Annotated in this window: 26 protein-coding genes; 13 read left to right on the forward strand and 13 right to left on the reverse strand. The window is 67.2% G+C overall.

The annotated features are described in order from the left end of the window. Nucleotides 1-2: 2 nt before the first annotated feature. Nucleotides 3-836, reverse strand: a complete 834-nt coding sequence (locus JI739_RS04005) for a class III extradiol dioxygenase family protein (RefSeq protein WP_201682530.1) — start codon at nucleotides 834-836, stop codon at nucleotides 3-5. 12 nt (nucleotides 837-848) lie between these two features. Continuing rightward, a complete protein-coding gene (locus tag JI739_RS04010) occupies nucleotides 849-1,211 on the reverse strand; it encodes a protocatechuate 4,5-dioxygenase subunit alpha (protein ID WP_201682531.1) in 363 nt (120 codons plus the stop codon). An 87-nt stretch (nucleotides 1,212-1,298) separates the two neighbouring features. Here JI739_RS04010 and JI739_RS04015 point away from each other — a divergent pair, with 87 nt between their 5' ends. The 4 genes from JI739_RS04015 (at nucleotide 1,299) to JI739_RS04030 (ending at nucleotide 4,827) form a co-directional block, all read left to right on the forward strand. Then, nucleotides 1,299-2,270 carry a LysR family transcriptional regulator gene (locus JI739_RS04015; RefSeq protein ID WP_236589052.1) on the forward strand — a complete coding sequence of 324 codons (972 nt, stop codon included), beginning with the start codon at nucleotides 1,299-1,301 and terminating at the stop codon, nucleotides 2,268-2,270. 112 nt (nucleotides 2,271-2,382) lie between these two features. Then, nucleotides 2,383-4,038 carry an FAD-dependent oxidoreductase gene (locus JI739_RS04020; protein WP_201682532.1) on the forward strand — a complete coding sequence of 552 codons (1,656 nt, stop codon included), beginning with the start codon at nucleotides 2,383-2,385 and terminating at the stop codon, nucleotides 4,036-4,038. Between the two features lie 18 nt (nucleotides 4,039-4,056). Then, nucleotides 4,057-4,281 carry a DUF2783 domain-containing protein gene (locus JI739_RS04025; protein ID WP_201682533.1) on the forward strand — a complete coding sequence of 75 codons (225 nt, stop codon included), beginning with the start codon at nucleotides 4,057-4,059 and terminating at the stop codon, nucleotides 4,279-4,281. A gap of 12 nt (nucleotides 4,282-4,293) precedes the next feature. Beyond that, entirely contained in the window at nucleotides 4,294-4,827 is a 534-nt protein-coding gene (locus JI739_RS04030; protein ID WP_201682534.1) for a VOC family protein, read from the forward strand. Between the two features lie 6 nt (nucleotides 4,828-4,833). Here the strand turns inward: JI739_RS04030 and JI739_RS04035 are convergent, their stop codons facing one another. The 9 genes from JI739_RS04035 to JI739_RS04075 form a co-directional block, all read right to left on the reverse strand. Then, entirely contained in the window at nucleotides 4,834-5,946 is a 1,113-nt protein-coding gene (locus JI739_RS04035) for a hypothetical protein (RefSeq protein ID WP_201682535.1), read from the reverse strand. A 59-nt stretch (nucleotides 5,947-6,005) separates the two neighbouring features. Further along, complete coding sequence (locus JI739_RS04040) at nucleotides 6,006-7,007, reverse strand: aldo/keto reductase (RefSeq protein ID WP_201682536.1); 1,002 nt, start codon at nucleotides 7,005-7,007, stop codon at nucleotides 6,006-6,008. 87 nt (nucleotides 7,008-7,094) lie between these two features. Continuing rightward, entirely contained in the window at nucleotides 7,095-8,039 is a 945-nt protein-coding gene (locus JI739_RS04045; RefSeq protein ID WP_201682537.1) for a Gfo/Idh/MocA family oxidoreductase, read from the reverse strand. Further along, entirely contained in the window at nucleotides 8,036-8,893 is an 858-nt protein-coding gene (locus JI739_RS04050; protein ID WP_201682538.1) for a class III extradiol dioxygenase subunit beta, read from the reverse strand. Before JI739_RS04050 ends, JI739_RS04045 begins: the two co-directional genes overlap by 4 nt. Then, the gene (ligA, locus tag JI739_RS04055; protein ID WP_201682539.1) at nucleotides 8,893-9,282 is read right to left on the reverse strand and encodes a protocatechuate 4,5-dioxygenase subunit alpha; all 390 of its coding nucleotides are present in this window, start codon (nucleotides 9,280-9,282) and stop codon (nucleotides 8,893-8,895) included. Before ligA ends, JI739_RS04050 begins: the two co-directional genes overlap by 1 nt. Then, complete coding sequence (locus JI739_RS04060; RefSeq protein ID WP_201682540.1) at nucleotides 9,282-10,208, reverse strand: amidohydrolase family protein; 927 nt, start codon at nucleotides 10,206-10,208, stop codon at nucleotides 9,282-9,284. Before JI739_RS04060 ends, ligA begins: the two co-directional genes overlap by 1 nt. Before the next feature lie 15 nt (nucleotides 10,209-10,223). Next, nucleotides 10,224-10,907 carry a 4-carboxy-4-hydroxy-2-oxoadipate aldolase/oxaloacetate decarboxylase gene (ligK, locus tag JI739_RS04065; RefSeq protein ID WP_201682541.1) on the reverse strand — a complete coding sequence of 228 codons (684 nt, stop codon included), beginning with the start codon at nucleotides 10,905-10,907 and terminating at the stop codon, nucleotides 10,224-10,226. A gap of 2 nt (nucleotides 10,908-10,909) precedes the next feature. Continuing rightward, nucleotides 10,910-11,938 carry an amidohydrolase family protein gene (locus tag JI739_RS04070; protein WP_201682542.1) on the reverse strand — a complete coding sequence of 343 codons (1,029 nt, stop codon included), beginning with the start codon at nucleotides 11,936-11,938 and terminating at the stop codon, nucleotides 10,910-10,912. 29 nt (nucleotides 11,939-11,967) lie between these two features. Beyond that, nucleotides 11,968-12,669, reverse strand: coding sequence for a substrate-binding domain-containing protein (locus JI739_RS04075; RefSeq protein WP_236589053.1), 702 nt, complete (start codon nucleotides 12,667-12,669; stop codon nucleotides 11,968-11,970). A gap of 107 nt (nucleotides 12,670-12,776) precedes the next feature. Between JI739_RS04075 and JI739_RS04080 the strand changes: the two genes are divergently transcribed. The 9 genes from JI739_RS04080 (at nucleotide 12,777) to JI739_RS04120 (ending at nucleotide 22,275) form a co-directional block, all read left to right on the forward strand. Then, on the forward strand, nucleotides 12,777-13,682 hold the full coding sequence (locus JI739_RS04080) for a LysR substrate-binding domain-containing protein (protein ID WP_201682543.1): 906 nt from the start codon (nucleotides 12,777-12,779) through the stop codon (nucleotides 13,680-13,682). Nucleotides 13,683-13,821: 139 nt separating this feature from the next. Then, nucleotides 13,822-14,418 carry a TRAP transporter small permease subunit gene (locus tag JI739_RS04085; protein ID WP_201682544.1) on the forward strand — a complete coding sequence of 199 codons (597 nt, stop codon included), beginning with the start codon at nucleotides 13,822-13,824 and terminating at the stop codon, nucleotides 14,416-14,418. Nucleotides 14,419-14,420: 2 nt separating this feature from the next. Then, entirely contained in the window at nucleotides 14,421-16,154 is a 1,734-nt protein-coding gene (locus tag JI739_RS04090; protein ID WP_201682545.1) for a TRAP transporter large permease, read from the forward strand. 219 nt (nucleotides 16,155-16,373) lie between these two features. Next, complete coding sequence (locus JI739_RS04095; RefSeq protein WP_201682546.1) at nucleotides 16,374-19,184, forward strand: monovalent cation/H+ antiporter subunit A; 2,811 nt, start codon at nucleotides 16,374-16,376, stop codon at nucleotides 19,182-19,184. Between the two features lie 8 nt (nucleotides 19,185-19,192). Continuing rightward, the gene (locus tag JI739_RS04100; RefSeq protein WP_435531594.1) at nucleotides 19,193-19,534 is read left to right on the forward strand and encodes a Na+/H+ antiporter subunit C; all 342 of its coding nucleotides are present in this window, start codon (nucleotides 19,193-19,195) and stop codon (nucleotides 19,532-19,534) included. Between the two features lie 5 nt (nucleotides 19,535-19,539). Further along, nucleotides 19,540-21,123 carry a monovalent cation/H+ antiporter subunit D gene (locus JI739_RS04105; RefSeq protein ID WP_201682548.1) on the forward strand — a complete coding sequence of 528 codons (1,584 nt, stop codon included), beginning with the start codon at nucleotides 19,540-19,542 and terminating at the stop codon, nucleotides 21,121-21,123. After that, a complete protein-coding gene (locus JI739_RS04110; RefSeq protein ID WP_201682549.1) occupies nucleotides 21,120-21,653 on the forward strand; it encodes a Na+/H+ antiporter subunit E in 534 nt (177 codons plus the stop codon). Before JI739_RS04105 ends, JI739_RS04110 begins: the two co-directional genes overlap by 4 nt. After that, a complete protein-coding gene (locus JI739_RS04115) occupies nucleotides 21,650-21,919 on the forward strand; it encodes a K+/H+ antiporter subunit F (RefSeq protein ID WP_201682550.1) in 270 nt (89 codons plus the stop codon). The genes JI739_RS04110 and JI739_RS04115 overlap by 4 nt, the downstream gene beginning before the upstream one ends. Nucleotides 21,920-21,930: 11 nt before the next feature. Next, nucleotides 21,931-22,275: a Na+/H+ antiporter subunit G gene (locus JI739_RS04120; RefSeq protein WP_354003673.1), complete on the forward strand. Its 345-nt coding sequence runs from the start codon at nucleotides 21,931-21,933 to the stop codon at nucleotides 22,273-22,275. 331 nt (nucleotides 22,276-22,606) lie between these two features. On the opposite strand, the gene JI739_RS04125 is transcribed toward JI739_RS04120, so the two are convergent. Next, nucleotides 22,607-23,686 carry a TRAP transporter substrate-binding protein gene (locus JI739_RS04125; protein ID WP_201682551.1) on the reverse strand — a complete coding sequence of 360 codons (1,080 nt, stop codon included), beginning with the start codon at nucleotides 23,684-23,686 and terminating at the stop codon, nucleotides 22,607-22,609. 186 nt (nucleotides 23,687-23,872) lie between these two features. After that, a complete protein-coding gene (locus JI739_RS04130) occupies nucleotides 23,873-24,952 on the reverse strand; it encodes a TRAP transporter substrate-binding protein (protein ID WP_201682552.1) in 1,080 nt (359 codons plus the stop codon). Nucleotides 24,953-25,121 lie beyond the last annotated feature (169 nt).

Consider the following 25,121-nt stretch of genomic DNA (forward strand, 5'->3'; position numbering starts at 1 on the left):
GCTCAGAGCGCCTCGAGCGCCATCATTCCGGCCGCGGTGTTCGAGATGGGGATGTGGTAGTTGGCATGCACCTGCCGCACCCGGCCACCCACCGCCGCCCGCGTGGCCAGCCACATCAGCAGTTCCACGCCCTGGGTGCCGGCCTTCTCGACCAGCTCGTGGATGCTGAAGCGCGTGGCCCACTCGGGGTCGTCCACCAGGCTTCTCATGAAGGCCTGGTCGAAGGGCTTGTTGATGAAACCCGCACGCTGGCCATCGAGCTGGTGCGACAGCCCGCCGGTCCCGATGACCACCACCCGCTGGTCACTGTCCCAGGACCGGATGGCGTCACCCACGGCCTTGCCGAGCGCGAAGCAGCGCCTGGCCGAGGGCAGCGGAAACTGCACCGTGTTGATGGCGATGGGCACCGTGGCCACCGGCACGCCCTCGGGCCAGAACAGCTTGAGCGGCAGCGCGAAGGCATGGTCCACCAGCATCTCCTGGCAGGTGGTGATGTCGAACTCCTGCTCCACCAGGTGCTCGATGAGGTGCCAGGACAGGTCGGGCTCGCCCCTGAAAGGCGGCAGCGTCGGAAGGCCCCAGCCCTCGTCGGCGTTGCGGTATTCGGCCGCCGCCCCCACCGCGAAGGTCGGCATCTTGTCCAGGAAGAAGTTCAGGCCGTGGTCGTTGTAGAACACAACCGCCACGTCGGGCTTCACCTCGTCCAGCCAGCGGTGCACCGGCAGGAAGCCGTCGAAGAAGGGCTTCCAGTAGGGCTGCTGCTGCAGCCCCTTGGCGATCGCGCCGCCGATGGCGGGCACGTGTGAACTGGTCAGGCCTCCGATGATGCGTGCCATGCGGGTTGCTCCTCAGGAATGGGGGGTGGCTTGCTCGTTCTGGCGCACGAGCATGGCCTTGAAATCGTCTTTGCTCATGCCGGTCTGCAGCGCACCCAGGTCCTGCACGTCCAGGCCCAGGATGCCGGCGAACTTGGCCAGGTAGTACACGTTGCCACCGGCGGCCAGCAGTCCCGGCACGTCGCGCTCCCGGATGGCACGGGCCTGCTCGCCGGCCACGCCGAAACGGCGCATGCAAGCCTCTTCATCGGCCTTGAACGCTTCGCGGTTGTCTGCGCTGTTGAACGAGAAGCACATGCGGTTGAGGGCGTAGCCCTTGCGCGCCTGTTCGCCGTCGAACAGGAGGGTTCCGGGGATGGGCTGGTGGGTGGCCATCGGTTGCTCCTTGCACTTGACCTGTGTCATGGGCGCAGTCTGGTCGGGGCCTTACAAAAGATAAATACAGGCTTCCTCATCAAACCCATGAACCGCATCGATGGATCCGAACTCGACGGCAGGCTGTTGCAACTGCTCCTGACGGTGCTCGACTGCGGCAGCGTCACCGCCGCCGCGCAGCAGCTGGGCGTCACGCAATCGGCCGTGAGCCATGGCCTGGAGCGCCTGCGCGTCATCACCGGCGACGCCTTGTTCGTGCGGTCCGGGCGCGGCATCGTGCCGACCGACCGCGCTCTGGCCATGGCGCAGCCGGCGCGAGAGCTGATCGCGGCGATGCAGCAGCTGGCCCGGCAGGCGCGCTTCGAGCCGGCCGAGTGGGAGGCCGAAATCACCATCGCCGCCAATGACTTCCAGCGCGACCTGCTCCTGCCGCCGCTCGCCTTGCGGCTGCGCGAACGCGCGCCCGGGCTTCGGCTGCGCGTCATTCCTTCGGGCGTGCCCCGCCTGGAGATGCTGCGGCGTGACGAGTGCCAGCTGGTCATCAGCCCTCGCCCGCCCGAGGGCAGCGACATCCTGCAGAAGCGCCTGTTCGAGGACAGCTACCGCGTGTTCTACGACCCATCGATGCGCGACGCGCCGCTGACGCGCGACGACTACCTGGCGGCCGGGCACGCCACCGTGGTCTACGAGCCGCGACGCTCGCTGGACCTGGACCAGCGCCTGGAGGCAGCCGGCGTGCATCGGCGATTCGCGGTGATGGTCACCGGCTTTGGCGCGCTCGCCCCCTTCCTGCGCGGCACACGCCTGCTGGCCACGGTGCCGGGCCTGCTGGGGCGGCATACCCTCGCCGGCCTGGCCAGCGTGCCGCCGCCCCTCCCCTGCCCCGCCATGCCCATGTACCTGCTGTGGCACGCGCGGCACCAGCACGACCCTTCGCAAGCCTGGCTGCGGGCCCAGCTGCAGGAGGTGGCCGTCCGGGCCGTGCAACAGCCGTCCGATGAAAGCGGCACCAGGCGCGGGGGCGACGCGGCTGCCACCGCGAGCATGACCCTGGGCTGAGGCTTGCCGGCGGTGGCGCCGGCACCGGTCGGCGCCGGATTGACCTGGATCAACCGCTCCGACAATTACGTTTAGTACAACTCATTCCTCGTAAGTAAACGCGGAGATGAGCATGGGCAGTTACACGTATCCCCGGTTCCCGTACACCGCGCCCGACGACCTGAAGGGGTCGGGGCGGCATCCACTGGTCGTGGTCGGCGCCGGCCCGGTGGGCCTCGCCGCCGCCATCGATGCCCGCCTGCAGGGGCTTCCGGTGCTGCTGCTGGACGAGGACGATTCCGTCTCCGTGGGGTCGCGCGCCGTCTGCTATGCCAAGCGTGCGCTGGAAATACTCGACCGCCTGGGCGTGGGCGACGCAGCCTGCGAAAAGGGCGTGGGCTGGAACGTGGGGCGCACGTTCTTCGGCGAGCAGGAGGTGTACCGCTTCGACCTGGTGCCCGAACCGGGCCACAAGCGCCCCGGCATGATCAACCTGCAGCAATACCACCTGGAGGAGATGCTGGTGGCGCGCGCCCGCGAGCTGGGCGTCGACATGCGCTGGAAATACAAGGTGGTCAGCGTGCAGCCCCGTGCCGACCATGTGCTGCTGCGGGTGGAAACACCCGACGGCCTGCTGGACCTGGAGGCCGACTGGCTGGTCGCCGCCGATGGCGCGCGCAGCCCGACCCGGCGCATGCTGGGCCTGGACATCGAAGGCCGCATCTTCATGGACCGCTTCCTGATCGCCGACGTGGTGATGAAGGCCGACTACCCGGCCGAGCGCTGGTTCTGGTTCGACCCGCCCTTCCACCGCAACCAGAGCGTGCTGCTGCACAAGCAGAGCGACCACGTCTGGCGCATCGACTTCCAGCTCGGATGGGACGCCGACCCCGAGGAGGAGAAGAAGCCCGGGAACGTGATCCCGCGCATCCAGGCCATGCTCGGCGACGAGCGGCCGTTCGAGCTGGAGTGGGTCAGCATCTACACCTTCCAGTGCCGCCGCATGAAGGACTTCCGCGCGGGCCGGGTGCTGTTCGTCGGCGATGCGGCGCACCAGGTGTCGCCCTTCGGCGCGCGCGGCGCCAACTCGGGCTTCCAGGACACGGACGACCTGATGTGGAAGCTGGCGCTGGTCATGACCGGCCGGGCGCCCGAGCGGCTCCTGGACAGCTACAGCCAGGACCGCACGGACGCGGCCGACGAGAACCTGGCCAACTCCACCCGTTCCACCGACTTCATCACGCCCAAGAGCCGAGCGAGCAAGACCTTCCGCAACGCGGTGCTGGACCTGGCTCGCGAGCATCCGTTCGCGCGCAAGCTGGTCAACTCGGGCCGGCTGTCGGTGCCCAGTTACCTGGTCGACTCACGCCTGAACACCCCGGACGCCGAGCCCTTCGCCGGCGACATGGTGCCTGGCGCGCCCCTGCTGGACGCGCCGGTGCGCGAGATGGGTCGTGGCGGCTGGCTGCTCGATGCGATGGGGGGCTGCTTCAAGCTGCTGGTGTTCGCCCCGTCGAGCGCCAGCATCACGCCGGCACAGCGCGATGCGATCGCCGGCCTGGCGCAGGGCCCGATCCCGGTGGAGACGGTGATCGTCACCACCGCCGGTGGCGAGCTGTCCGGCCTGCGCGTACTGACCGACGCGCAGGGCCTGGCGGCGCAACGCTACGACGCCACGGCCGGCACCTGCTACCTGATCCGCCCCGACCAGCACGTGGCGGCGCGCTGGCGCCAGCTCGACGCCACCCGCGTGCGGGCCGCCCTGGCCCGCGCCACCTGCAACGCCTGACCGACTGAGGAGCCCCGCATGCCCTTGCAACTTGAACCGAACCTGCGCGAACCCGGCAAGCGCTATTTCCGCGACTTCACGCCTGGGGACGACTTCTATGAGTCGCTCATCGAGGCGCACCGCGACTTGACCGACGAGCAGAGCGAGCGCCTGAACGCCCGCCTGATCCTGCTGCTGTGCAACCACATCGGCGACATCACCGTGCTGCGCGACGCGATGGCACTGGCCCGCAAGAACCTTTGAAGGAGAACGACCATGAGCATTCGAAAGATCCACCACGTGGCCTACCGCTGCAAGGACGCCAAGCAAACCGTGGCGTGGTACGGCAAGCACCTGGGCATGAAGTTCGTGCTGGCCATCGCCGAGGACCAGGTGCCCTCGACCCACGAGCCCGACCCGTACATGCACGTGTTCCTGGACGCGGGCGGCGGCAACATCCTGGCCTTCTTCGAGATTCCCAAGTCACCTCCGATGGGCCGCGACGGCAACACGCCCGAGTGGGTGCAGCACCTGGCCCTCGAGGTGGAGAGCGTGGACGAGCTGATGGCGAGCAAGGCACGGCTGGAAGAAGCGGGGATCGAGGTGCTCGGGCCGACCGACCACACGTTGTTCAAGTCGATCTATTTCTTCGACCCCAACGGCCACCGCATCGAGCTGGCGGCGAACACCGGCACGCCCGAGATGTACCGGAGGCTGGACGAGGTGAAGGTGGAGATGCTGGAGGAGTGGTCACGCACCCGGCGCGCGCCCAAGCACGCGGCGTGGATGCACGAAAGGGAATTCGCCTGAGGTGGGTCAGCGGTCGAGCCGAACGGCAGGCTCGCGGGGCCGGGTGTCGGCCAGGCACTGCAGCATGAAAGCGCGCTCGGCGATGACCAAGGCGTGCAGATCGTCGGCCCCGGATCTCTCCCAGTGCACGCGCAGGGTGCTCAAGGTTTCTTCCAGCCGGCAGTCCTCGTCCGCGCCCGACAGCTCATCCGACACCTGCGCCACCCACACGGCGTAGGCGCCGCAGGAGTGGGGCGCGTGCTCCTGCAGCAGGCCGCCTTCCGTCACCCATGTGGCGATGGGCAGACCGGCTTCTTCGCAGGCCGTTTCGAGACGGTGCATGGATCCCTCGGGTATGCGGGCATTGCTGTCGAAGCACAGCACGTCGAGCTTGCTGGCGTCTTCGCGGTTTGCCCGCAGCACCAGCGTGACCCAGTGGTTGCCGTTTACGTTGACGAACACGGACCTGGGCAAGCCGGCCGCGACGGCAATTCTCAGTTGTTCTGGAAAGTTGTCGTTGCCGTGCTCCAGCAGCACCGAGTGCACCGGGCATTGCCTGAACCCGCGCGTGCGAACGAGGAGTTCATCCGAGGTGATGAAACGATCCTTCTCGAGCAGCCGCTCGCTCGCAACCCCTGCGGGAAAGCATTGGCTCTGCAGCTTCGCCTCGATCTCTGTCGCCCGGTTCGTCGCCTTCGTTTCCCGGGCGTGCACGCCCGCCAGGTACAGCAAGCTCGCAGGCACGCTGACAAGCGGGGCCGTCTTGTCTGCCTTGTCTTTCTTGTCCGGTCTTGGTGCCGAGAGCTTCTCCAGCGCAAAAAGGGCGTCGGCCTGCTGCTCGATCGAAGCCCTGATATCGGGCCGACGCGAGGTGGCGTAGAGGGAAAGCAGGCGACGGCTGGCATCTTCTGCCAGCTCGTTGCCGCCAGCGATGTTGAGGAGCAGTTCGATCGCCTCCTCGTTGTTCCCCTGGGCCAGCGCGGCGAGCTCGGCAATGGACTGGGAACTGATGGATTTAACCGAATGGCCGTTGGACAGCGTGGTGGTGAATTCAGAGCTGGCAACCGCCGGGCCTGCCTCATGGCTGGGCGGCCGGACGGCCTTGGATCTGAGGCTGGCGAGAGGAACAGTGGCGGGCATGGTGATGGCAGGCGTGCAGGTATCACCCTGCGTAACCCGCGCGCCCGACCCGTTCCCGCTCAGACCTCCTCGGTGTCCACCTCGGTGCGGGCCTGCGCCGCGTAGCGGTTGCCGGCCACGGTGTGGTCGTTGACGTGGGCCTCCAGCCGCTGGATCAACGAGGCGTCGAGCCGCACGTCGACCGCGCGCAGGTCTTCGCGCAGGTGGTCCACGTTCGTGGTGCCCGGAATCGGCACGATGGCCGCGTCTTTGTGCAGCAGCCAGGCCAGCGCCAGCTGGGCCGGCGTGCAGCCGGCCTCCTGCGCCAGCGCCCGGTAGCCCGGCAGCAACTGCAGGTTGGCCGCGAAGTTCGCCGGCTCGAAGCGCGGCATGGCCTTGCGGATGTCCTTGGCGTCGAGCGCGTCGACGTCGTGCACGGCGTCACACAGAAAGCCGCGCGCCACCGGGCTGAAGGCCACGAAGGCGGCGCCGATCTCTCGGCAGGCGGCCAGGGCGCTGATCTCCGAGTTGCGGCTCCAGAGCGAATACTCGTTCTGCACCGCCGTGATGGGATGCACCGCATGCGCCTTGCGGATGGTGGCGCCCGAGACCTCCGACAAGCCGATGGTGCGGACCTTGCCTTCCTGGACCATGCGGCTCAGTTCACCCACGCTGTCTTCCACCGGCACTTTTTTGTCCCAGCGGTGCAGGTAGTACAGGTCGATGACGTCGGTTTGCAGACGGCGCAGGCTGTCCTCGCAGTTGCGGCGCAGGGTTTCGGGACGTCCGTCGATCACGCGGCGCGTCACGCCGTCGCTGCCTGCCACGCCGGCCATGCCGCCCTTGCTGGCCAGGGTGAAGCGCTGGCGATGCGGCTTGAGCACGCGGCCCAGCAGCGTTTCGCTTTTTCCGAAGCCGTACAGCGCGGCGGTGTCGAACAAGGTGACGCCGGCGTCGAGGGCGGCGAGCAGGACCCGCTCGGCCTGCTCCGGCGGCGGCGGCGTGCCGTAGGCGTGGCTGAGATTCATGCAGCCCAGGCCGATGGCGGAAACGGTAAACGGGCCGATCTGTCGTGTTTGCATCAGCGCTCCCATGAGAGGGTCAAATGAAAAGGCCCTTCCGCTCGGGAAGGGCCGCACAGGCCCCCTGTGCCGCGGGGACCGGCTGGCTCAGAACTGCTGTTCGAGCTGGTGCAGCACTTCGTAGCAGGGCAGCACCTGGGCCACGCTGGAGTTCGGCTCGCGCTTCTCGCGAATGGCGGCGAAGAACTCGCGGTCCTGCAGTTCGATGCCGTTCATCGACACGTCCACCTTGGAGACGTCGATCTGTTCGTCCTTGCCGTTGTACAGGTCGTCGTAGCGCGCGATGTAGGTCGCGCTGTCGCCGATGTAGCGGAAGAAGGTGCCCAGCGGGCCATCGTTGTTGAACGACAGGCTGAGCGTGCAGATGGCGCCGTTCTCGGCCTTGAGCTGGATGCTCATGTCCATGGCGATGCCCAGCTGGGGGTGGATCGGCCCCTGGATGGCGTTGGCCTTGACCACCTTGCTGCGGGTCTGGTACTGGAACAGGTCCACCGTGTGCGCGGCGTGGTGCCACAGCAGGTGGTCGGTCCAGCTGCGCGGCTGGCCGGCGGCGTTCATGTTCGTGCGACGGAAGAAGTAGGTCTGCACGTCCATCTGCAGGATGTTGAACTCGCCAGCCACGATGCGGTTGCGCACGTATTGGTGGCTGGGGTTGAAGCGGCGGGTGTGGCCGCACATGGCGACCAGCCCGGTCTGCTTCTGCACCGCCACCACTTCCTGCGCGTCCTTCAGGCTGTCGGCCAGCGGGATCTCCACCTCCACGTGCTTGCCGGCCTTCATGCAGGCGATGGCCTGCGAGGCATGCAGCTGCGTGGGCGTGCACAGGATCACCGCATCGACTTCCTGGATGGCCAGCGAGTCTTCGAGCTTGGTGGTGACGTGCTTGATGCCGTACTTGCTGGCGACTTCCTGGGTCTTGTCCAGTTCGCGGCCGACCAGGGAGATGACCTCCACGCCGTCGATGTTCTTGATGCCGTCCAGGTGCTTGACACCGAACGCGCCGGCGCCGGCAAGCGCGACTTTGATCGTCATTGTTGTTCCTCCAGGATCAGGTGGCCCACGGCCGTGTTGGATGCGGGGACGTGATAGAAGCGATGCGCCACGCGGGGCGCGGACTTGCCGGCCAGGTCACCCATCGCGCCGCGCGCGATGAGCCACATGACCAGTTCGATGCCTTCGGAGCCGGCCTCTCGCACGTAGTCGATGTGCGGCTTCTTGGCCAGGCCTTCAGGGTCGGCAATCATCTGGTCGAGAAAGGCCTTGTCCCATTCCTTGTTGATCAGGCCCGCGCGCGGGCCCTGCAACTGGTGGCTCATGCCGCCGGTGCCCCAGATCTGCACCTTCAGGTCCTGGTCGAAACTCTCCACCGCCTTGCGGATGGCCTTGCCCAGGTTCAGGCAGCGCTGGCCCGAGGGCACCGGGTACTGCACCACGTTGACCGCAAACGGGATCACCGGCGCCGGCCAGGCCTCGGGCTGGCCGTACATGAGCGACAGCGGCACGGTGAGCCCGTGGTCCACGTCCATCTTGTTGACGATGGTCAGGTCGAAGTCCTGCTGGATCACCGACTGCGCGATGTGCGAGGCCAGCTCGGGGTGCCCCTTGACGGTGGGCACCGGGCGCGGGCCCCAGCCTTCATCGGCCACGTGGAATTCGGCCGCGGTGCCGATGGCGAAGGTGGGGATGAAGTCGAGGCTGAAGGCCGTGGCATGGTCGTTGTAGACCAGGAAGACCACGTCGGGCGGGTTCTCCTTGATCCACTTCTTGGAGAACTCATACCCGGCGAAGAGGGGCTGCCAATAGGCTTCGCCGTTCTTGCCCAGGTCGAGCGCCGCGCCGATGGCCGGCACGTGCGAGGTGTAGACACTGGCTTGGATTCGCGCCATTACTTCTTCTCCTGCGTGGATCGGTTGCCCTCGGGCGAGCGGCCGCCCTTGAGCATCATGTTGCGATATTCCTCTTCGGTCAGGCCGGTCATGCTGCCCGCCATCTGCTGGAAGCTCTTGCCGTCGGTGGCGCCGATCTTGGCCAGGAAGTAGATGTTGCCACCGAGGGCGATGCAGCGGTTCAGGTCGCGGTCGAGCACGGCCTGCTTCTGATCTTCGGTCATGGCCCATTCGTCCAGGTAGGCACGCTCGTCGGCCTTGAACCGCTCGCGGTTCTCGGCCTTCATGAGCGACATGCAGAACTGGTTGAGCCAGTAGCCCTTGCGGCTCTGCTCCGCGTCGAAAATCGTCGTGCCGGGCACGTCGAGGTAGGGTTTGTCGAGAGGCATCACTCGCTCCAGTAAAGACGCATCGGATTGTCCACCAGCAGCTTTTTCTGCAGTTCGGCCGTGGTTGCGATGTGCGGGATGAAATCGACCAGCAGGCCGTCGTCCGGCATGTGGTCCTTGAGGTTGGGGTGCGGCCAGTCGGTTCCCCAGAGCACGCGGTCGGGGAAGGTTTCGACGATCTTGCGCGCGAACGGCACCACGTCGCGGTAGGCGTTGCGCTCGCCATCCCGTGCGGCAGGGCCGCTGACGGACAGCCGCTCGGGGCAGCTGACCTTGCTCCAGACGTTGTCATGCTCGCGCATGAACTTCATGAACAACTCGAACTCCGGGCCGTCCACCGGCTTGGTGACGTCGGGCCGGCCCATGTGGTCCACCACCACGGTGGTGGGCAGGCTGGTGAAGAAGTCCCACAGCTCGGGCAGGTCCTGCGCCTCGAAGTAGATGACCACGTGCCAGCCCAGCGGGGCGATGCGCGAGGCGATCTCCATCAGCTCGTCCTTGGGCGTGAAGTCGACCAGGCGCTTGACGAAGTTGAAGCGCACGCCACGCACGCCGGCGGCATGCAGCGACTGGAGTTCTTCATCGCCCACGCTGCGCTTGACGGTGCCGACGCCGCGCGCCTTGCCGTTGGACTTCTTCAGCGCATCGACCAGGGCGCTGTTGTCGGCGCCATGGCAGGTGGCCTGCACGATGACGTTGCGCTCGAAGCCCAGGTAGTCGCGCAGCGCGAACAGCTGCTCGGCCGACGCATCGCAAGGCGTGTACTTGCGCTCGGGAGCGTAGGGGAACTTGTCCCCGGGACCGAAGACGTGGCAGTGCGCATCGACGCTGCCGGGTGGCAGCTTGAACCGCGGCTTGCTGGGGCCTTCGTACCAGTCGAGCCAGTTGGAGGTCTTGGTGAAGCCCCCGGCGGTAGGTTTGCTCATCGCTTGCGCCTTCCCTCAGTCGATGTAGCGCAGCCCGGCTTTTTCAAGCGGTTCGCGCATCTTGTACATGTCCAGGCCGAGCACGCCTGAAGCGAGCTTGGCGCGCTTCTCGCCCTCGTTGGCCTCGCGTGCGGCGGCGGCCTCGAGCACCTTCTGGGCATGGGCCGCGGGCACGATGACCACGCCGTCGTCGTCGGCCACCACCACGTCGCCCGGGGTGACCATCATGCCGGCGCACACCACCGGAATATTGACCGAACCAAGGGTGGCCTTGATGGTGCCCTTGCTGCTGATGGCGCGGCTCCACACCGGGAAGTTCATCTCGGTGAGGGTCTTCACGTCACGCACGCCGGCGTCGATGACCAGGGCGCGCGCGCCGCGAGCCTGGAAGGAGGTGGCCAGCAGGTCGCCGAAGAAGCCGTCGGTGTTCTCCGAGGTGACGGCGGCCACGACGATGTCACCCGGCTGGATCTGTTCGGCCACCACGTGCATCATCCAGTTGTCCCCCGGATGCAGCAGCACGGTGACGGCCGTGCCCGACACCTGCGCGCCAGCGAAGATGGGTCGCATGTAGGGCTTGAGCAGGCCCACGCGGCCCATGGCCTCGTGCACCGTGGCCGAGCCGTACCGGGCCAGGCCATCGGCCGCCGCGCGGTCGGCCCGCTTGATGTTGCGATAGACAACGCCGAGTTCGTACATGTTCACAGTCCTTTGGCCTTGAGGCGGGTATCCAGCCGCGAGAAGACTCGGCGGGCATTGGCTTCGTAGATCTGGTGGCGGTCTTCCACGCTGAGCAGCTTGCTGCCTTCGATGTAGCGCTTGGTGTCGTCGTAGTAGTGGCCGGTGGTCGGGTCGATCCCGCGCACCGCGCCGATCATCTCGGAGGCGAACAGCACGTTCTTGACCGGGATCACGGTGTTGAGCAGGTCGATGCCCGGCTGGTGGTAGACGCAGGTGTCGAAGAAGATGTTGTTCATCACGTGCTCGGAGAGCAGCGGCTTCTTCAGCTCCTGCGCCAGCCCGCGGAAACGCCCCCAGTGGTAGGGCACCGCGCCGCCGCCGTGCGGGATGAGGAACTTCAGCGTCGGGAAGTCCTTGAACAGGTCGCCCTGCACGCACTGCATGAAGGCGGTGGTGTCGGCGTTGAGGTAGTGCGCGCCCGTGGTGTGGAAGCAGGCATTGCAGCTGGTCGACACGTGGATCATTGCCGGCAGGTCGTACTCGACCATCTTCTCGTAGATGGGGTACCAGTGGCGGTCGGTGAGCGGGGGGCTGGTCCAGTGGCCGCCCGAGGGGTCGGGGTTGAGGTTGATGCCGACCGCGCCGTATTCCTTGACGCACTTCTCCAGCTCGGGGATGCAGGTGGCCGGGTCCACGCCCGGGGACTGCGGCAGCATGGCCACCGGAACGAAGTGGTCGGGGAACAGCGTGCTGACGCGGTACACCAGCTCGTTGCAGATGGCCGACCAGGTGGCCGACACGTCGAAGTCGCCGATGTGGTGGGCCATGAAGCTGGCGCGCGGCGAGAACAGCGTCATGTCGCTGCCGCGCTCCTTCATCAGCTTGAGCTGGTTGGTCTCGATGGCTTCGCGCAGGTCGTCGTCGCTGATCTTCAGGTCCGAGGCCTTGGGCATCCTGGCCGGATCCTTGATGCCGGCGATCTGCTGGTTGCGCCAGTCTTCCAGCGCCTTCGGCGCGGTGGTGAAGTGGCCGTGGCAATCGATGATCATGGGGTTCTCTCCTGGGTCCTGGGTTCTGTCTAGGCGGGCTCCATGCCCTGGCGCCGCTTGGCCACTTCGGCCTCGGGCGAATTCATGTACGCCAGCATCTCCCGCACGGCGGCGACCTGGGCCGAGTTCGTGCACACGCCGGCGGAAAAGATGGTGGTGATCTGGATGGGCCCGGGCATCGGTCCGACGATGGTGATGCCGGGCACGTGGATCAGTTCACTGAGCTGCTGGAAGCCCAGTTCGACCTCGCCCTTGGCGACCAGGCTGGCCACCGGCACCCCGGGCGGCGCCTGGATGATGCGCTCGCGGACCTGCTGCGCGATCCCCCAGCGCTCGAACAAGTTGGCCAAGGCCACGCCGCTCGGCCCGGTGGAATACCCGAGGGTGCGTGCATTCGACACGGCCTGGCGCAGCGTATCTTCGGAGCCGATGTCGGGCACGGGTGCCCCGCTGCGCACCGCCACCGACACGCCCGAGCGCACCAGGTCGACCTTGCTGCCGTCCATGAGGTGTCCGCTGGCGACGAGCTTGTCGATGGCGTCGGAAGCCAGCACGACCACATCGAAGGCCTCACCGGCCTGCACGCGCTTGGCGGCGTCTACGCCGCCCACGGATTCGAACTCGACTCGCCGCCCCGAACGCTGCTGGAAACCGGCGGTCAGCTCCGCCAGCAGCTGGCGAGTGGCCATGGAGGAGATGCCGCGGATGGGCGCGGGGTTGTCTGAGGGCATCCCGGGATTCTCCTTCGGGCACCGTTGCAGGGGAACCCGACGCGGGCACTAGCAGCTATAACGAATTGGCATAATCCAAGCCTAGCTATTCGCCAACGTGCAAGTCCATGGACCTCAAGCAGATCGAGTATTTCGTGCGGGTGGCGGAGCTGGGCAGCTTCACCCGCGCGGCCATCGCGCTCGATGTCGCGCAGCCGGCCCTTAGCCGGCAGGTGCGGCTGCTGGAAGTGGAGCTGCGGCAGAACCTGCTGGTGCGCAACGGCCGCGGCGCGCAGCCCACCGAAGCCGGCAAGCTGCTGCTGGAGCACGGCCGGGGCATCCTGCACCAGGTCGAACGCGCCCGCGAGGAGCTGGGCCGGGTGCGCGGCGGCCTGGCCGGACGAGTGGCCGTCGGCTTGCCGCCCAGCATTGCCCGCGTACTGGCCGTGCCCCTGATCCGGGCCTTCCATGCCCGCATGCCCGAGGCCAGCCTGTCCATCATGGAAGGCCTGTCCAGCGGCATGCGCGAATCACTGGCCACGGGCCGCATGGACATCGCGCTGGTCTACAACGCCACGCCGGCGTCGGATGTCGATCTCACGCCGCTGGTCGAAGAAGACCTGTTCCTGGTGCAGGCCCGCGGTCGGGGCGGTGCGCGCGGCCTGCGACGCGCCATGCCGCTGCGTGAACTGGCCGACCTGCCGCTGGTCATCCCGACGCGCCCCAACGCCATCCGCATGCAGGTGGAGGCGGCCCTGGCCGACCTCGGCCTGCGCCCGCGCATCGCGCTGGAAATCGATGCGGTGGCCGCCATCCTCGAACTGGTGGTGGACGGCGCCGGCTGCGCCGTGCTGTCACGCAACGCGGTGCAGACCTCGGGGCGGCCACAGGCGTTCGACATGCGGCCGATCGGCAACCCCCGCTTTCGCAGCCACCTGTCGATGGCCGTGAGTTCGCAGCGCCCGACCACGCTGACGCAGCAATCCACCCAGGAGTTGATCCGCGAGATTGCCGGGCAGTTGCTGGCCTCGTAGGCACGGGTTATCCCTGAGGTCTTTACTCAACTTTTGTCAGAAATGCTTCAGTACCCGGCAAGTTCCCTGGGCAGACTAGCCGGTTACCCTTCGCTTGCTAAAGCCTGACATTCACAACAATCCCGGAGGAAACCGCCCCATGTCCGCGCTTCTCGCGCTCTCTGGCCTGATCGACAGGCTCAACACCTTGGTCGGACGGTTGGCCATGTGGCTGATCCTGATCACCACCCTCATCAGCGCCGGCAACGCCATCGTCCGCAAGGCATTCAACTCCAGCTCCAACGCGCTTCTCGAGATCCAGTGGTACCTGTTCGCCGGCGTCTTCATGCTGGCCGCCGGTTACGTGCTGCTCAAGAACGCGCATGTGCGGATCGACTTCGTCGCTTCTCGCCTGAGCGCCCGCGCCCGCAACTGGATCGACGCGGTCGGCATCGTGGCGGTGCTGGTGCCCTTCTGCCTGATCTGCATCTATTTGAGCTGGCCCTTGTTCGTCAACGCCTGGGAGACCGGCGAGATGTCCTCCAATGCCGGCGGCCTGATCCGCTGGCCGGTGTACCTGATGGTGCCGGCCGGCTTCGGACTGCTGCTGCTGCAGGCGCTCTCGGAGCTGGTCAAGCGCATCGCCTTCCTGCGCGGCGCCGGCCCCGACACGCTGGCCCATGAACAGAGCGAGGAGCAGGTGGCCCACGAACTGGCAGGCGAGCCCGACGCCCGCGCCGCCTCGCAGGAGCGTTGAACATGGTCGAACTCCTCTCGCAAAACTTCGTCCCGCTGCTCTTCGTGGGCCTGCTGGCCTTCCTGCTCACCGGATTTCCGGTGGCGTTCGCGCTGGCCGCCACCGGGCTGGGCTTCGGCTTCCTGGGCATGGAACTGGGGCTGTTCCCGTCCACGCTGTTCCAGGCGCTGCCGCTGCGCATCTTCGGGATCATGCAGAACGACACGCTGCTGGCCATCCCGTTCTTCACCTTCATGGGCATCATCCTGCAGAAGTCCGGCATGGCCGAGGACCTGCTGGAAACCGTGGGCCAGGTGTTCGGCCCCTTGCGCGGCGGCCTGGCCATCGCGGTGATCCTGGTGGGCGCGCTGCTGGCGGCCACCACCGGCGTGGTCGCCGCCGCCGTGATCTCGATGGGCCTGATCTCGCTGCCCATCATGCTGCGCTACGGCTACAACCGGGTGATCGCCACCGGGGTGATCACCGCCTCGGGCACGCTGGCGCAGGCCATACCGCCCTCGCTGGTGCTGATCGTCCTGGCAGACCAGCTGGGTCGGTCGGTGGGCGACATGTACCAGGGCGCCCTCATTCCAGGCCTGCTGCTGGTCGGGGCATACATCCTCTTCGTGGTGGCCGCCGCCATCTTCATGCCCAAGGCGGTGCCGGCCCTGCCCGTGGAGGCCCGCATCTATCGCGAGCCCGGCGGCAGCTCCGGCCACGCGTCCCTGCTGGTGCTGCTGGCCGTGGCCGCTGCCGTGGGAGTCGGCTGGGCGCAGCTCCACGATGCGGCCATGGCCGCATGGACCGGCCGCAGCACCGCCGCCGCCGGTGACGAGGTGCTGATCATGTCGATGACGGTGGCCTCGCTGGTGGCCCTGGCCCTGTCTCTGGCCAACCGCCTGTTCCGCCTGGGCCTGCTGTCGCGGCTGGCGGAGCGCGTGACCTTCGTGCTGATGCCGCCGCTGATCCTGATCTTCCTGGTGCTAGGCACCATCTTCCTGGGCGTGGCGACACCCACCGAAGGCGGAGCGATGGGGGCCGTGGGTGCCCTGGTCCTGGCGGTCAGCCGCCGGCGGCTGCAGTTCCCGCTGCTGACGCAGGCCCTGGACAGCACCACCCGCCTGTCCACGTTCGTGATGTTCATCCTGGTGGGATCGACCATCTTCAGCTTCACCTTCAACGCGGCCGACGGCCACATCTGGGTCGAGCACCTGTTCGACAAGGTGCCCGGCGGCGCGCTGGGCTTCCTGCTGGTGGTGAACCTGCTGGTGTTCCTGCTGGGCATGTTCATCGACTTTTTCGAGATCGCGTTCATCGTGATCCCGCTGCTGGCGCCAGTGGCCGAGAAGATGGGCATCGACCTGGTCTGGTTCGGCGTGATCATCGCCATGAACCTGCAGACCTCCTTCCTCACGCCGCCTTTCGGATTCGCGCTGTTCTACCTGCGCAGCGTCGCTGCCCGCAGCGACTATGCCGACCGCGTGACGGGCCGCACGATTCCGGCCGTGACCACCGGCCAGATCTACAAGGGATCCATCGCCTTCATCGTGCTGCAGCTGGTGATGGTGGCCGCCATCATCGCCTTCCCGCAGCTGGTCACCGGCAACATCAGCAAGGCATCCAAGCTGAGCGACTCCGAGGTGATGGAGCGCCTGCAACTGCCGCCGGTGCCCCAGGGCGAACCGCTGCTCTCACCGCCGACGGACTCGTCGCCGCGCGATGTGCAGAAGGAGATCGACGAGCTGTTCAAGCGCTGATCGGGGACGCGGGCCACTCGCGGCCGCGGCACTCCCGCACGCCTTCTCGCCAATCGGGCTCCCCCTTCGGGAGCCCGAATCGCTGGTGCTCGGACCGAGGGGCGCCGGCCGTCTCCGTGCAGCAGCCGCCGTTGGCCACCGGCACCTTCCGACGAACGTAGACTCGCCCCCCATGACCGAGCTTGCAAACGGGGTCGCGCACCCTGCCCACGCGCGCCGATGAACGATCTGCTTGTCGCCATCATCCTGCTGCCCCTGCTGCCGGGCGTGCTCCTTTGCCACGCCCTGGGCCGGGCCAATTCGCCAGCCCGGCGGCGGGCCACCGCCTGGGCCGCCGGCGCCGTGACGCTGACCGCGCTGGGGCTGCTGCTGCTGCTGGCGCCGGCGGTCTTCGCCGGGCAGACCCTGCTGCTGCACCTGCCCTGGGTCCCCGACATCGGCCTGAACATCGGCCTGCGCCTCGATGGCCTGGCGCTGATGTTCGCGCTGCTGATCACTTCGGTCGGGTCGCTGATCGTGCTGTACGCCGCCTACTACCTGGGCTCGGACGACCCGGCCGGCAAATTCTTCGCGCTGCTGATGCTGTTCATGGCGGCCATGCTCGGCATCGTGGTGTCCGACAACCTGCTGCTGCTGGTGGTGTTCTGGGAGCTGACCAGCATCTCCTCGTTCCTGCTGGTGGGCTACTGGGGCCCCCAACGCGCCGACGCCCGAGCCGGTGCCCGGATGGCGCTGGCCGTGACGGGCGGGGGCGGCCTGGCGCTGCTGGCGGGCATCGTGCTGCTCGGGCAGGCGGGCGGCAGCTTCGAGTTGTCGGTCCTGCTGGATCGCGGCGACGCGATCCGCGCCCATGCCAATTACCCGCTCATCCTGGCGCTGATCCTCGTGGGCTGCTTCACCAAGAGCGCACAGGTGCCCTTCCACTTCTGGCTGCCCGAGGCCATGGCGGCGCCGACGCCGGTCTCCGCCTATCTTCACTCGGCCACCATGGTGAAGGCCGGGGTGTTCCTGCTGGCGCGCCTGTTCCCGCTGATCGGCGATACCACGGCGTTCCAGTACGCCGTCGGTGGCGCCGGCCTGGTCACCCTGGTGTTCGCGGCCTACGTGGCCGTGTTCAAGCACGACCTCAAAGGCCTGCTGGCCTACTCGACCATCAGTCACCTGGGACTGCTCGTGTTCCTGCTCGGCCTGAACTCGCCACTGGCAAAGGTGGCGGCCATGTTCCACGTCCTGAACCACGCCACCTTCAAGGCCTCGCTGTTCATGACGGCCGGCATCATCGACCACGAGACCGGCACCCGTGACATGCGAAGGCTGGGTGGGCTCGTGCGCTATCTCCCCTGGACAGCCACCCTGGCCATGGTGGCGGCGGCATCCATGGCCGGCATTCCGCTGGCCAACGGTTTCCTGTCCAAGGAAATGTTCTTTGACGAGGCGCTTCGCGCCGGCAACCGGATCAGCATGGTGGTCCCGCTGGTGGCCGTGGTCTTCGGCATCTGCTCGGTCGCCTACTCGCTGCGCTTCATCCACGATGTGTTCTTCAACGGCCCGCCTCGCGACCTGCCCAGGGTGCCGCACGAGCCGCCCCTGTTCATGAAGGTGCCGGTGGCGCTGCTGGTGGTGGTGGTCGTGGTGGTGGGCGTGCTGCCGGCGGTCACCTTCGGGCCGCTGGTGGCCGTCGCCTCGACGGCCGTCCTGAACCAGGCACCTCCCGAATTCAAGCTCGCGCTCTGGCACGGCTTCAACCTGCCGCTGCTCATGAGCGCGATCGCCCTGGTCGGGGGACTGTTGATGTACTGGGCCTTGCAGAACCGGTTCGACCTGCACCTGCAGCATCCCGCGCGGGTGACCGGGCGGCTGCTGTTCAACCGGGGACTCGACGGACTGACCTCGCTGTCGCGGCGCCTCACGCAGAAAACCGAGAACGGATCGGTGCAGCGCTACCTGGCGCTGCTGGTCGGCGCTGCCGTCGTGGTGGGTGCCTGGGCGTTCATCGCGGGCGACCAGCCATCCACCGCCGGCAGCCGCGAATTGCTCCCCGCCAACCTGGTGGCGGTGCTGCTGTGGCTGCTGCTGGTCGCAACGGGTGGGGCCCTGGTGCTGGGCCACCGTCGGCGGGTGCTGGCGGTCGTCATGGCTGGCGGCATCGGGCTGATCACCGCCATCAGCTTCGAGGCCCTCTCGGCCCCCGACCTTGCCCTGACCCAGCTGTCGGTCGAGGTGGTCTCCAGTGCGCTGCTGCTGATGGCATTGGCCCTGCTGCCCCGAACCACGCCGCGGGAATCGAGCGTCCGCCGGCGAACGCGCGACGGGGCGCTCGCACTCCTGGGCGGCGCCGGCGTGGGCTGGCTGGCCTGGCTGATGCTCACGCGCGACCATGATTCGCTGTCCTGGTACTTCCTGGAACAGTCCATTCCCAAGGGCGGCGGATCCAACGCCGTCAACGTGATCCTGGTCGACTTCCGCGGCTTCGACACCTTCGGCGAGATCACCGTGCTGGGCATTGCCGCGATTGGCGTGCTCGCCATGCTGCAAGGCATGCGCGTGCGTCGCGACCCGGCCCCCGGCGGACAGCACTGGTCCTTCGCACAGCCCTCGCTGATGCTGCGCATGGCCGCGCGTTTCATCCTGCCGCTCGCACTGGCCGTGTCGGCCTACCTGTTCTGGCGCGGCCACAACCTACCCGGCGGCGGCTTCATCGCCGGCCTGGTCACCGCAGCCGCGCTGGTGCTGCAGTACATGGCGATGGGGCAATCGCGGGCGGAGGCGCTGCTGGGCGGTGATGCTTCGCGCCTCTTCACGCGCTGGATTGCGGCCGGCCTGGCCATCGCGGCCACCACAGGGATCGGCGCCATGCTGCTCGGGCACCCGTTCCTCACCAGCGCCCATGCGCATCCCTACCTGCCCCTGATCGGGGGTGTCGGCCTGGCCACGGCGGCGCTGTTCGATCTCGGCGTCTACATCACCGTGGTCGGCGCCACGCTGCTGCTATTCGCGACCTTGGGCGCCGCGAGCAAGGAGTCTCCATGAACCTCAGTATCGAATTCCTGCTCGCCACCGGACTGGGCTGGGTCACGGCCTGCGGCATCTACCTGATGCTGCGGGGTCGCACGTTTCCCATGGTGCTGGGCCTCACCGTCCTGAGCTATGCGGTGAACGTGTTCATTTTCGCGACCGGCCGGCTGTGGGTCGGACTGCCCCCCATCCTCGGCCAGGACCGGCCGGTTGCCGATCCGCTGCCGCAGGCCCTGGTGCTCACGGCCATCGTGATCGGCTTCGCCACCACGGGCCTGATCCTGGAGATGGCGCTGCGCAGCCGGCACGAGTCCGGCACCGACCACGTCGACGGCATCGAACGCCAGCCCGAGGCACGTGGATGAACCTCATGACCTGGCTCCAGGGCCAACTGCCGGTCCTGCCGGTGGTGTTGCCCCTCATCACGGCTGCGCTGCTGCTCGCCGGCGGCGATGGCCTCGACAGCCCCGAGGTCGCCGACCGGCGCGCCGTGATGCGCACGCGCGTGCTCTCGCTGTCGTCGATCGCCGTGCTCCTGGGCATCTCGGCGGCCTTGGCCGTCGATGCCGCGGGCGGCGACTGGCGCGTCTACCGGCTTGGCGAATGGCAGGCCCCGTTCGGGATCGTGCTGACGATCGATCGCCTGTCGGCCGCCATGGTGCTGCTGACGCAGGCGGTGGCCCTGCCGGTGGCCGCCTATGCCTGTGGCGGCTGGGACCTGCGCGGCCGCCACTTCCACGCCCTGCTGCACTTCCAGCTCATGGGACTGAATGGCGCCTTCCTCACCGGCGACCTGTTCAACCTGTTCGTCTTCTTCGAGGTGTTGCTGATCGCCTCGTATGTGCTGCTGGTGCATGGCCAGGGCCGCCAGCGGTTCCGCGTCGGCGTGCCCTACGTGGCGCTGAACCTGGCCGCTTCGGGCCTGTTCCTGATCGGCGTCGCGCTGCTGTATGCGGTCACCGGCACCTTGAACATGGCGGACCTGGCCATGCGCGTCGGGCGCTTCACCGGCACGGAAGCGCTGCTGCTGCAAGTGGGCGGGCTGCTGCTGCTGGTGGTGTTCGGCTTCAAGGCTGCGCTGGTGCCGCTGCATCTGTGGCTGCCCGCCACCTATGCCGCCGCCAGTCCACCGGTGGCCGCCCTGTTCGCGCTGATGACCAAGGTCGGGGTGTACGCGATCCTGCGGGTGCACGGCGTGGTGTTCGGCGAAGGCGCTGGCGTTTCGGCGTGGCTGGCGGCCGACTGGCTGCTGCCGCTCGCCCTGGGCGGCAGCCTGCTGGCCGCGCTGGGCGCGCTGGGCGCGAACAGCCTGTCCCGGATGATCGGCTGGCTCACCATCGCGTCGGTCGGCACCATCCTGGTGGCGGTGTCGCTGTACACCCCGGGGGCCTGGTCGGCAGCGATCTACTACACCCTGCACAGCACCCTGGTGATGGCCGCGCTGTTCCTGGTGGCCGACCTGATCGCTCAGGAGCGCGGCAGGCGCGGCGACCGGCTCGCCATGGCCGCGCCGGTGGCGCAGCCGGCGCTGCTGGGAAGCTTGCTGGTGCTGGTCGCCGCGTCGGTCGTCGGTCTGCCGCCGCTGCCGGGCTTTATCGGCAAGCTGATGATCCTGCAGGCCGCGACCGGACCTTCGGCGCCGTGGGTCTGGAGCGCCGTGCTGCTGGTGGGCTTTGTTTCGCTACTCAGCCTGGCCCGCGCTGGCAGCCTGGTGTTCTGGAAGGTCGCGGCCGCACCGCCGTCGGCCCAGCGCGCGCGCAGCGGACTGGTGGCCGCGACCGCGTTGGTGGTGCTGGCCATGCTCGGGCTCACCATCGCGGCTGCGCCGCTCAAGCGCTACACCGATGCGGCGGCGGCCCAGCTGGCCGACCGCGAGGGCCTCGCCCGTGCCGTCCTCGGGCCGGACGCCGGGGCGGGCGCCGTACGGCCGTATCGCGCAGGAGAAGACCGATGAAGACACGTCCGCCCCCGCCGGCCAAAACGGCCCCCGACCGCGAAACGCGGCGGTGGTTCGGCCATCCGGCGCTGTCGCTGGTCATCGCCGCCTCCTGGCTGCTGCTGCAGGGTTCGGTCGAGCTGGTGCATATCCTGTGGGCCGTGATCGTCGGCCTGGTGCTGCCGTGGCTGGTCCATGGGTTCATCGGCGCGGGGCTTCGGCCCAGGGCGCCATGGCTCGCGTTGCGGCTGCTGGGCGTCGTGCTGCGCGACATCGTCGTGGCCAACGTGGCGGTCGCGCGCATCGTGCTGAATCCGCGCAAGGACCCTCAGCCGGCATGGGTGCGGGTCCCCTACACCCTGCAGGAGCCGCTGGCGGTGATGCTGCTGGCCACGATCATCACCAACACACCCGGCACCGTGTCCTGCGTGGTGGACGAGGAGCGCCGCGAGATCCTGGTGCATGCACTGGATGCACCCGATCCGCAAGCCATCGTGGACGACATCGTCCAACGCTACGAACAACCGCTCAAGGAGATTCTCGGATGATCGTCTGGGCCCTCGATTTCGCGCTGGTGGCGGTCGCCATCGCCGTGGCGCTCACCGGCTGGCGCCTGCTGACCGGACCCGAACCCACCGACCGGGTGCTGGCCCTGGACACGCTGTACATCAACACGGTCGGACTGGTCATCCTGCTGGGGATGCGCCTGGGCAGTGACCTGCTGTTCGAGGCGGCCCTGGTCATCGCCATGCTGGGCTTCATCGGCACCGTCGCCTTCGCGCGCTTCCTCGCGCGTGGCGACGTGATCGAGTAAGGAGAGGCGCCGTGGACCACGCCAACCTGCATCCGCTGCTCGAGGCGGTGATCGCCTTCCTGCTGGTCGTCGGGGGTGCCTTCAGCCTGATCGGGGTGATCGGCTTCTTGCGCTTTCCGGATTTCTTCATGCGGCTGCACGGGCCGACAAAGGCCAGCACGCTCGGAGTTGGCGGCCTGCTGGTGGCCAGCATGCTCTGGCACTGGGGAATGGACCAGCCCGCCCTGCGCGAGTTGCTGATCACCCTGTTCCTCTTCGTGACCGCGCCGGTGTCAGCCAACCTGCTGGCGCAGGCCGCCTTGCACCTGCGGCTGCGCTCCAAGGCCGCCATTCCGGAAGACCTGGATCGCCGCTGAGTAGCCGTCCCAGGGCAATCCTGCCAGGCGCTCCAGGTCCTGTCAGAAGTCGTTCAGGTGCCTTGATCGGGGCCCTCGCACACTGGCCGCCCGCCGCCGTTCGTGCAACCCGATCCACCTTCCGGAACCGCCATGACGCCAGATCGCAATACCCGCTCCGCCGCCGTTTCCAGTCCGCCCACCTGGGCCCTACGGCTGGTCATCTGGTTGGTGGTGTTCGCCCCCATCGGGAGTGCCGCCCTCCATCTACTCGGTCTCAGGCATCCATGAAAAAAGGCTCCCTCGGGAGCCTTTTTTCACTTGATTGCCGTATGGCGGCCAACCAGGCGTTTCAGAGTTTCTGCGCCTGCATGAACCGGTCGAACGTGGATTCAGTGAACCGGAACCACAGGTTCTGGTCGGCACGGAAACGCGCCATGTCTTCGTAGACCTTGCGGAAGGCCGGGTTCTTGGACGAGGTCTCGTCGTAGATGGCCTGCGCGTGCTTGAAGGCCTGGTTCATCATGTCCTGAGGGAAGGGGCGCAGCTTGGCACCTTGGGACACCAGCTGCTTGAGGGCGCCGGGGTTGCGGGCGTCGTAACGCGCTTGCAGGTCCACGTGAGCCTGGGCCGCGGCCGCCTCCACCATGGCCTTGTGTTCAGAAGACAGGGCGTCGAAGGCCTTCTGGTTGATGAAGACGTCGATCTGGGCCGAGCCTTCCCAGAAGCCCGGGTAGTAGTAGAACGGCGCCACCTTCACGAATCCCAGCTTCAGGTCGTCGTAGGGGCCCACGAACTCGGTGGCATCGATGGTGCCCTTCTCGAGCGCCGCATAGATTTCTCCGGGGGCGATGTTCTGCGGCACGACGCCCATGCGCTCCATGATGCGACCGGCGAAGCCGGCGATACGGAACTTCAGCCCCTTCAAGTCCTGGGTGCTCTTGATCTCGCGGCGGAACCAGCCGGCCATCTGGGCACCGGTGTTGCCCGCGGGGAAGTTGATGATGTTGTACTTGGCGTAGAACTCACGCATCAGCTTCAGGCCGTTGCCTTCGGTCATCCAGGCCGTCATCTGCCGGCTGTTGAGACCGAAGGGCACCGCGGTGCCGAAGGCGAAGGTGTCATCCTTGCCGATGAAGTAATAGGGAGCCGTGTGGCCCACCTCCACGGTGCCGTTCTGCACCGCGTCGACCACGCCGAGTGCGGGCACGAGTTCACCCGGTGCGTGCACGGTGACCTCGAAGCGGCCACCCGACATCGCCCGCAGCGAACGCGAGAACAGCTCCGCGGAGCCGTACAGGGTGTCCAGCGACTTGGGGAAGCTCGTGGTCATGCGCCAGCGGATGGTGGCTTGCGCGTGGACGGCGGGTGCGACACCGGCGGCCAGCACGCCGGCGATGCCGGCGTTCTTGATGAGGGATCGACGATCCATGGGTCTTCAGTCCTTTTCGGGTTACAGCGGCAGCGCCGGGCGCGGCTCCGATCGGCCGCGCTACAGGCGAGCTGCGCAGGAGGATACCCGCGATCTCAGGCCGTGCTGGCATCGGAAAACCCGGAGAACAGTCAGAACCCCGCAGCCCGGCGGGGGCTGCGGCGGGCGATCAGAACCGAAGCTGGTTCAGAGCTTCTGGGTCTGCATGAACCGGTCGTAGCTCGCCTCGGTGAAGCGGAACCAGAGGTTCTGCTCACCCCGGAAGTGCGCGTAGTCGGCGTAGATCTTTTTCCAGTTGGGGTTCTTGGTGCCGAGGTCGTCGTAGATCTCGCTAGCGGCCTTGAAGGCGGCGGACATCATGTCTGCCGGGAAAGGCCGCAGCTTGGTACCCGCCCCCACCAGGCTCTTCAGCGCCCCGGGGTTGAGTGCGTCGTACCTGGCCTGCATCACAACGTGCGAGTGCGACGAGGCGGCCTCGACGATGGCCTTGTGTTCGGCGGACAGCGCGTCCCAGGCCTTCTGGTTGACGTAGAACTCCAGCTGCGGGCCGCCTTCCCACCACCCGGGGTAGTAGTAGTACGGTGCCACCTTGTTGAAGCCCAGTTTCTGATCGTCATACGGCCCCACCCACTCGGCGGCGTCGATGGTGCCTTTCTCGAGCGCCTGGTAGATCTCGCCGCCCGGGATGTTCTGCGGCACCCCCCCCAAGCGCTCGACCACACGCCCGGCAAAGCCGCCGATGCGGAACTTCAACCCCTTGATCTCGGAGACCGCCTTGACTTCCTTGCGGAACCAGCCGCCCATTTGCGCGCCGGTGTTGCCGCCCGGGAAGTTGACGATGCTGTACTTCGCGTAGAAGTCGCGCATCAGCTTGCCGCCATTGCCTTCGTAGATCCAGGCCGTCATTTGACGGCTGTTCAGGCCGAAGGGAATGGCGCAGCCCAAGGCGAAGCACTCGTCCTTGCCGAAGAAGTAGTAGGGCGCGGTGTGCGCGCATTCCACCGTACCGTTCTGGATGCCATCCACCACGCCGAAGGCAGGCATGAGCTCACCGGCTGCGTGGACCGATACCTCGAACTTGCCGCCCGACATGGAACGAACGGCCTTGGAAAAGGTTTCGGCCGCTCCATAGATGGTGTCGAGCGACTTGGGGAAGCTGGAGGCCAGCCGCCAGCGGATCGTCGCCTGGGCGTGCACCGCTGGGGCCATACCGGCCGCGAGCACTCCCGCCATCCCTGCGTTCCTGATCAATGATCTGCGATCCATGAAACAAAGCTCCTAGTTGTGTAGTCACATGCGGCGCCTCACGAAACGAAACCTTTTCGCCTCATTGAGCGCGGGCAATTCTAGGAAACCGAATACCAATGGATCACCGGGTAAACCCGTGAGCGCAGGCAGAACTGCCACCGCGACGAGCGGCGGGGACAGCGTGCCC

Source organism: Ramlibacter aurantiacus, from assembly GCF_016722895.1.
GTDB classification, from domain to species: domain Bacteria; phylum Pseudomonadota; class Gammaproteobacteria; order Burkholderiales; family Burkholderiaceae_C; genus Ramlibacter; species Ramlibacter aurantiacus.

Bases quoted from the DNA above. Each gene is read 5' to 3' on its own strand.
- JI739_RS04005 (WP_201682530.1), bottom strand. From the start codon at position 836: ATGGCACGCATCATCGGAGGCCTGACCAGTTCACACGTGCCCGCCATC.
- JI739_RS04010 (WP_201682531.1), bottom strand. From the start codon at position 1,211: ATGGCCACCCACCAGCCCATCCCCGGAACCCTCCTGTTCGACGGCGAA.
- JI739_RS04015 (WP_236589052.1), top strand. From the start codon at position 1,299: ATGAACCGCATCGATGGATCCGAACTCGACGGCAGGCTGTTGCAACTG.
- JI739_RS04020 (WP_201682532.1), top strand. From the start codon at position 2,383: ATGGGCAGTTACACGTATCCCCGGTTCCCGTACACCGCGCCCGACGAC.
- JI739_RS04025 (WP_201682533.1), top strand. From the start codon at position 4,057: ATGCCCTTGCAACTTGAACCGAACCTGCGCGAACCCGGCAAGCGCTAT.
- JI739_RS04030 (WP_201682534.1), top strand. From the start codon at position 4,294: ATGAGCATTCGAAAGATCCACCACGTGGCCTACCGCTGCAAGGACGCC.
- JI739_RS04035 (WP_201682535.1), bottom strand. From the start codon at position 5,946: ATGCCCGCCACTGTTCCTCTCGCCAGCCTCAGATCCAAGGCCGTCCGG.
- JI739_RS04040 (WP_201682536.1), bottom strand. From the start codon at position 7,007: ATGCAAACACGACAGATCGGCCCGTTTACCGTTTCCGCCATCGGCCTG.
- JI739_RS04045 (WP_201682537.1), bottom strand. From the start codon at position 8,039: ATGACGATCAAAGTCGCGCTTGCCGGCGCCGGCGCGTTCGGTGTCAAG.
- JI739_RS04050 (WP_201682538.1), bottom strand. From the start codon at position 8,893: ATGGCGCGAATCCAAGCCAGTGTCTACACCTCGCACGTGCCGGCCATC.
- ligA (WP_201682539.1), bottom strand. From the start codon at position 9,282: ATGCCTCTCGACAAACCCTACCTCGACGTGCCCGGCACGACGATTTTC.
- JI739_RS04060 (WP_201682540.1), bottom strand. From the start codon at position 10,208: ATGAGCAAACCTACCGCCGGGGGCTTCACCAAGACCTCCAACTGGCTC.
- ligK (WP_201682541.1), bottom strand. From the start codon at position 10,907: ATGTACGAACTCGGCGTTGTCTATCGCAACATCAAGCGGGCCGACCGC.
- JI739_RS04070 (WP_201682542.1), bottom strand. From the start codon at position 11,938: ATGATCATCGATTGCCACGGCCACTTCACCACCGCGCCGAAGGCGCTG.
- JI739_RS04075 (WP_236589053.1), bottom strand. From the start codon at position 12,669: ATGCCCTCAGACAACCCCGCGCCCATCCGCGGCATCTCCTCCATGGCC.
- JI739_RS04080 (WP_201682543.1), top strand. From the start codon at position 12,777: ATGGACCTCAAGCAGATCGAGTATTTCGTGCGGGTGGCGGAGCTGGGC.
- JI739_RS04085 (WP_201682544.1), top strand. From the start codon at position 13,822: ATGTCCGCGCTTCTCGCGCTCTCTGGCCTGATCGACAGGCTCAACACC.
- JI739_RS04090 (WP_201682545.1), top strand. From the start codon at position 14,421: ATGGTCGAACTCCTCTCGCAAAACTTCGTCCCGCTGCTCTTCGTGGGC.
- JI739_RS04095 (WP_201682546.1), top strand. From the start codon at position 16,374: ATGAACGATCTGCTTGTCGCCATCATCCTGCTGCCCCTGCTGCCGGGC.
- JI739_RS04105 (WP_201682548.1), top strand. From the start codon at position 19,540: ATGACCTGGCTCCAGGGCCAACTGCCGGTCCTGCCGGTGGTGTTGCCC.
- JI739_RS04110 (WP_201682549.1), top strand. From the start codon at position 21,120: ATGAAGACACGTCCGCCCCCGCCGGCCAAAACGGCCCCCGACCGCGAA.
- JI739_RS04115 (WP_201682550.1), top strand. From the start codon at position 21,650: ATGATCGTCTGGGCCCTCGATTTCGCGCTGGTGGCGGTCGCCATCGCC.
- JI739_RS04125 (WP_201682551.1), bottom strand. From the start codon at position 23,686: ATGGATCGTCGATCCCTCATCAAGAACGCCGGCATCGCCGGCGTGCTG.
- JI739_RS04130 (WP_201682552.1), bottom strand. From the start codon at position 24,952: ATGGATCGCAGATCATTGATCAGGAACGCAGGGATGGCGGGAGTGCTC.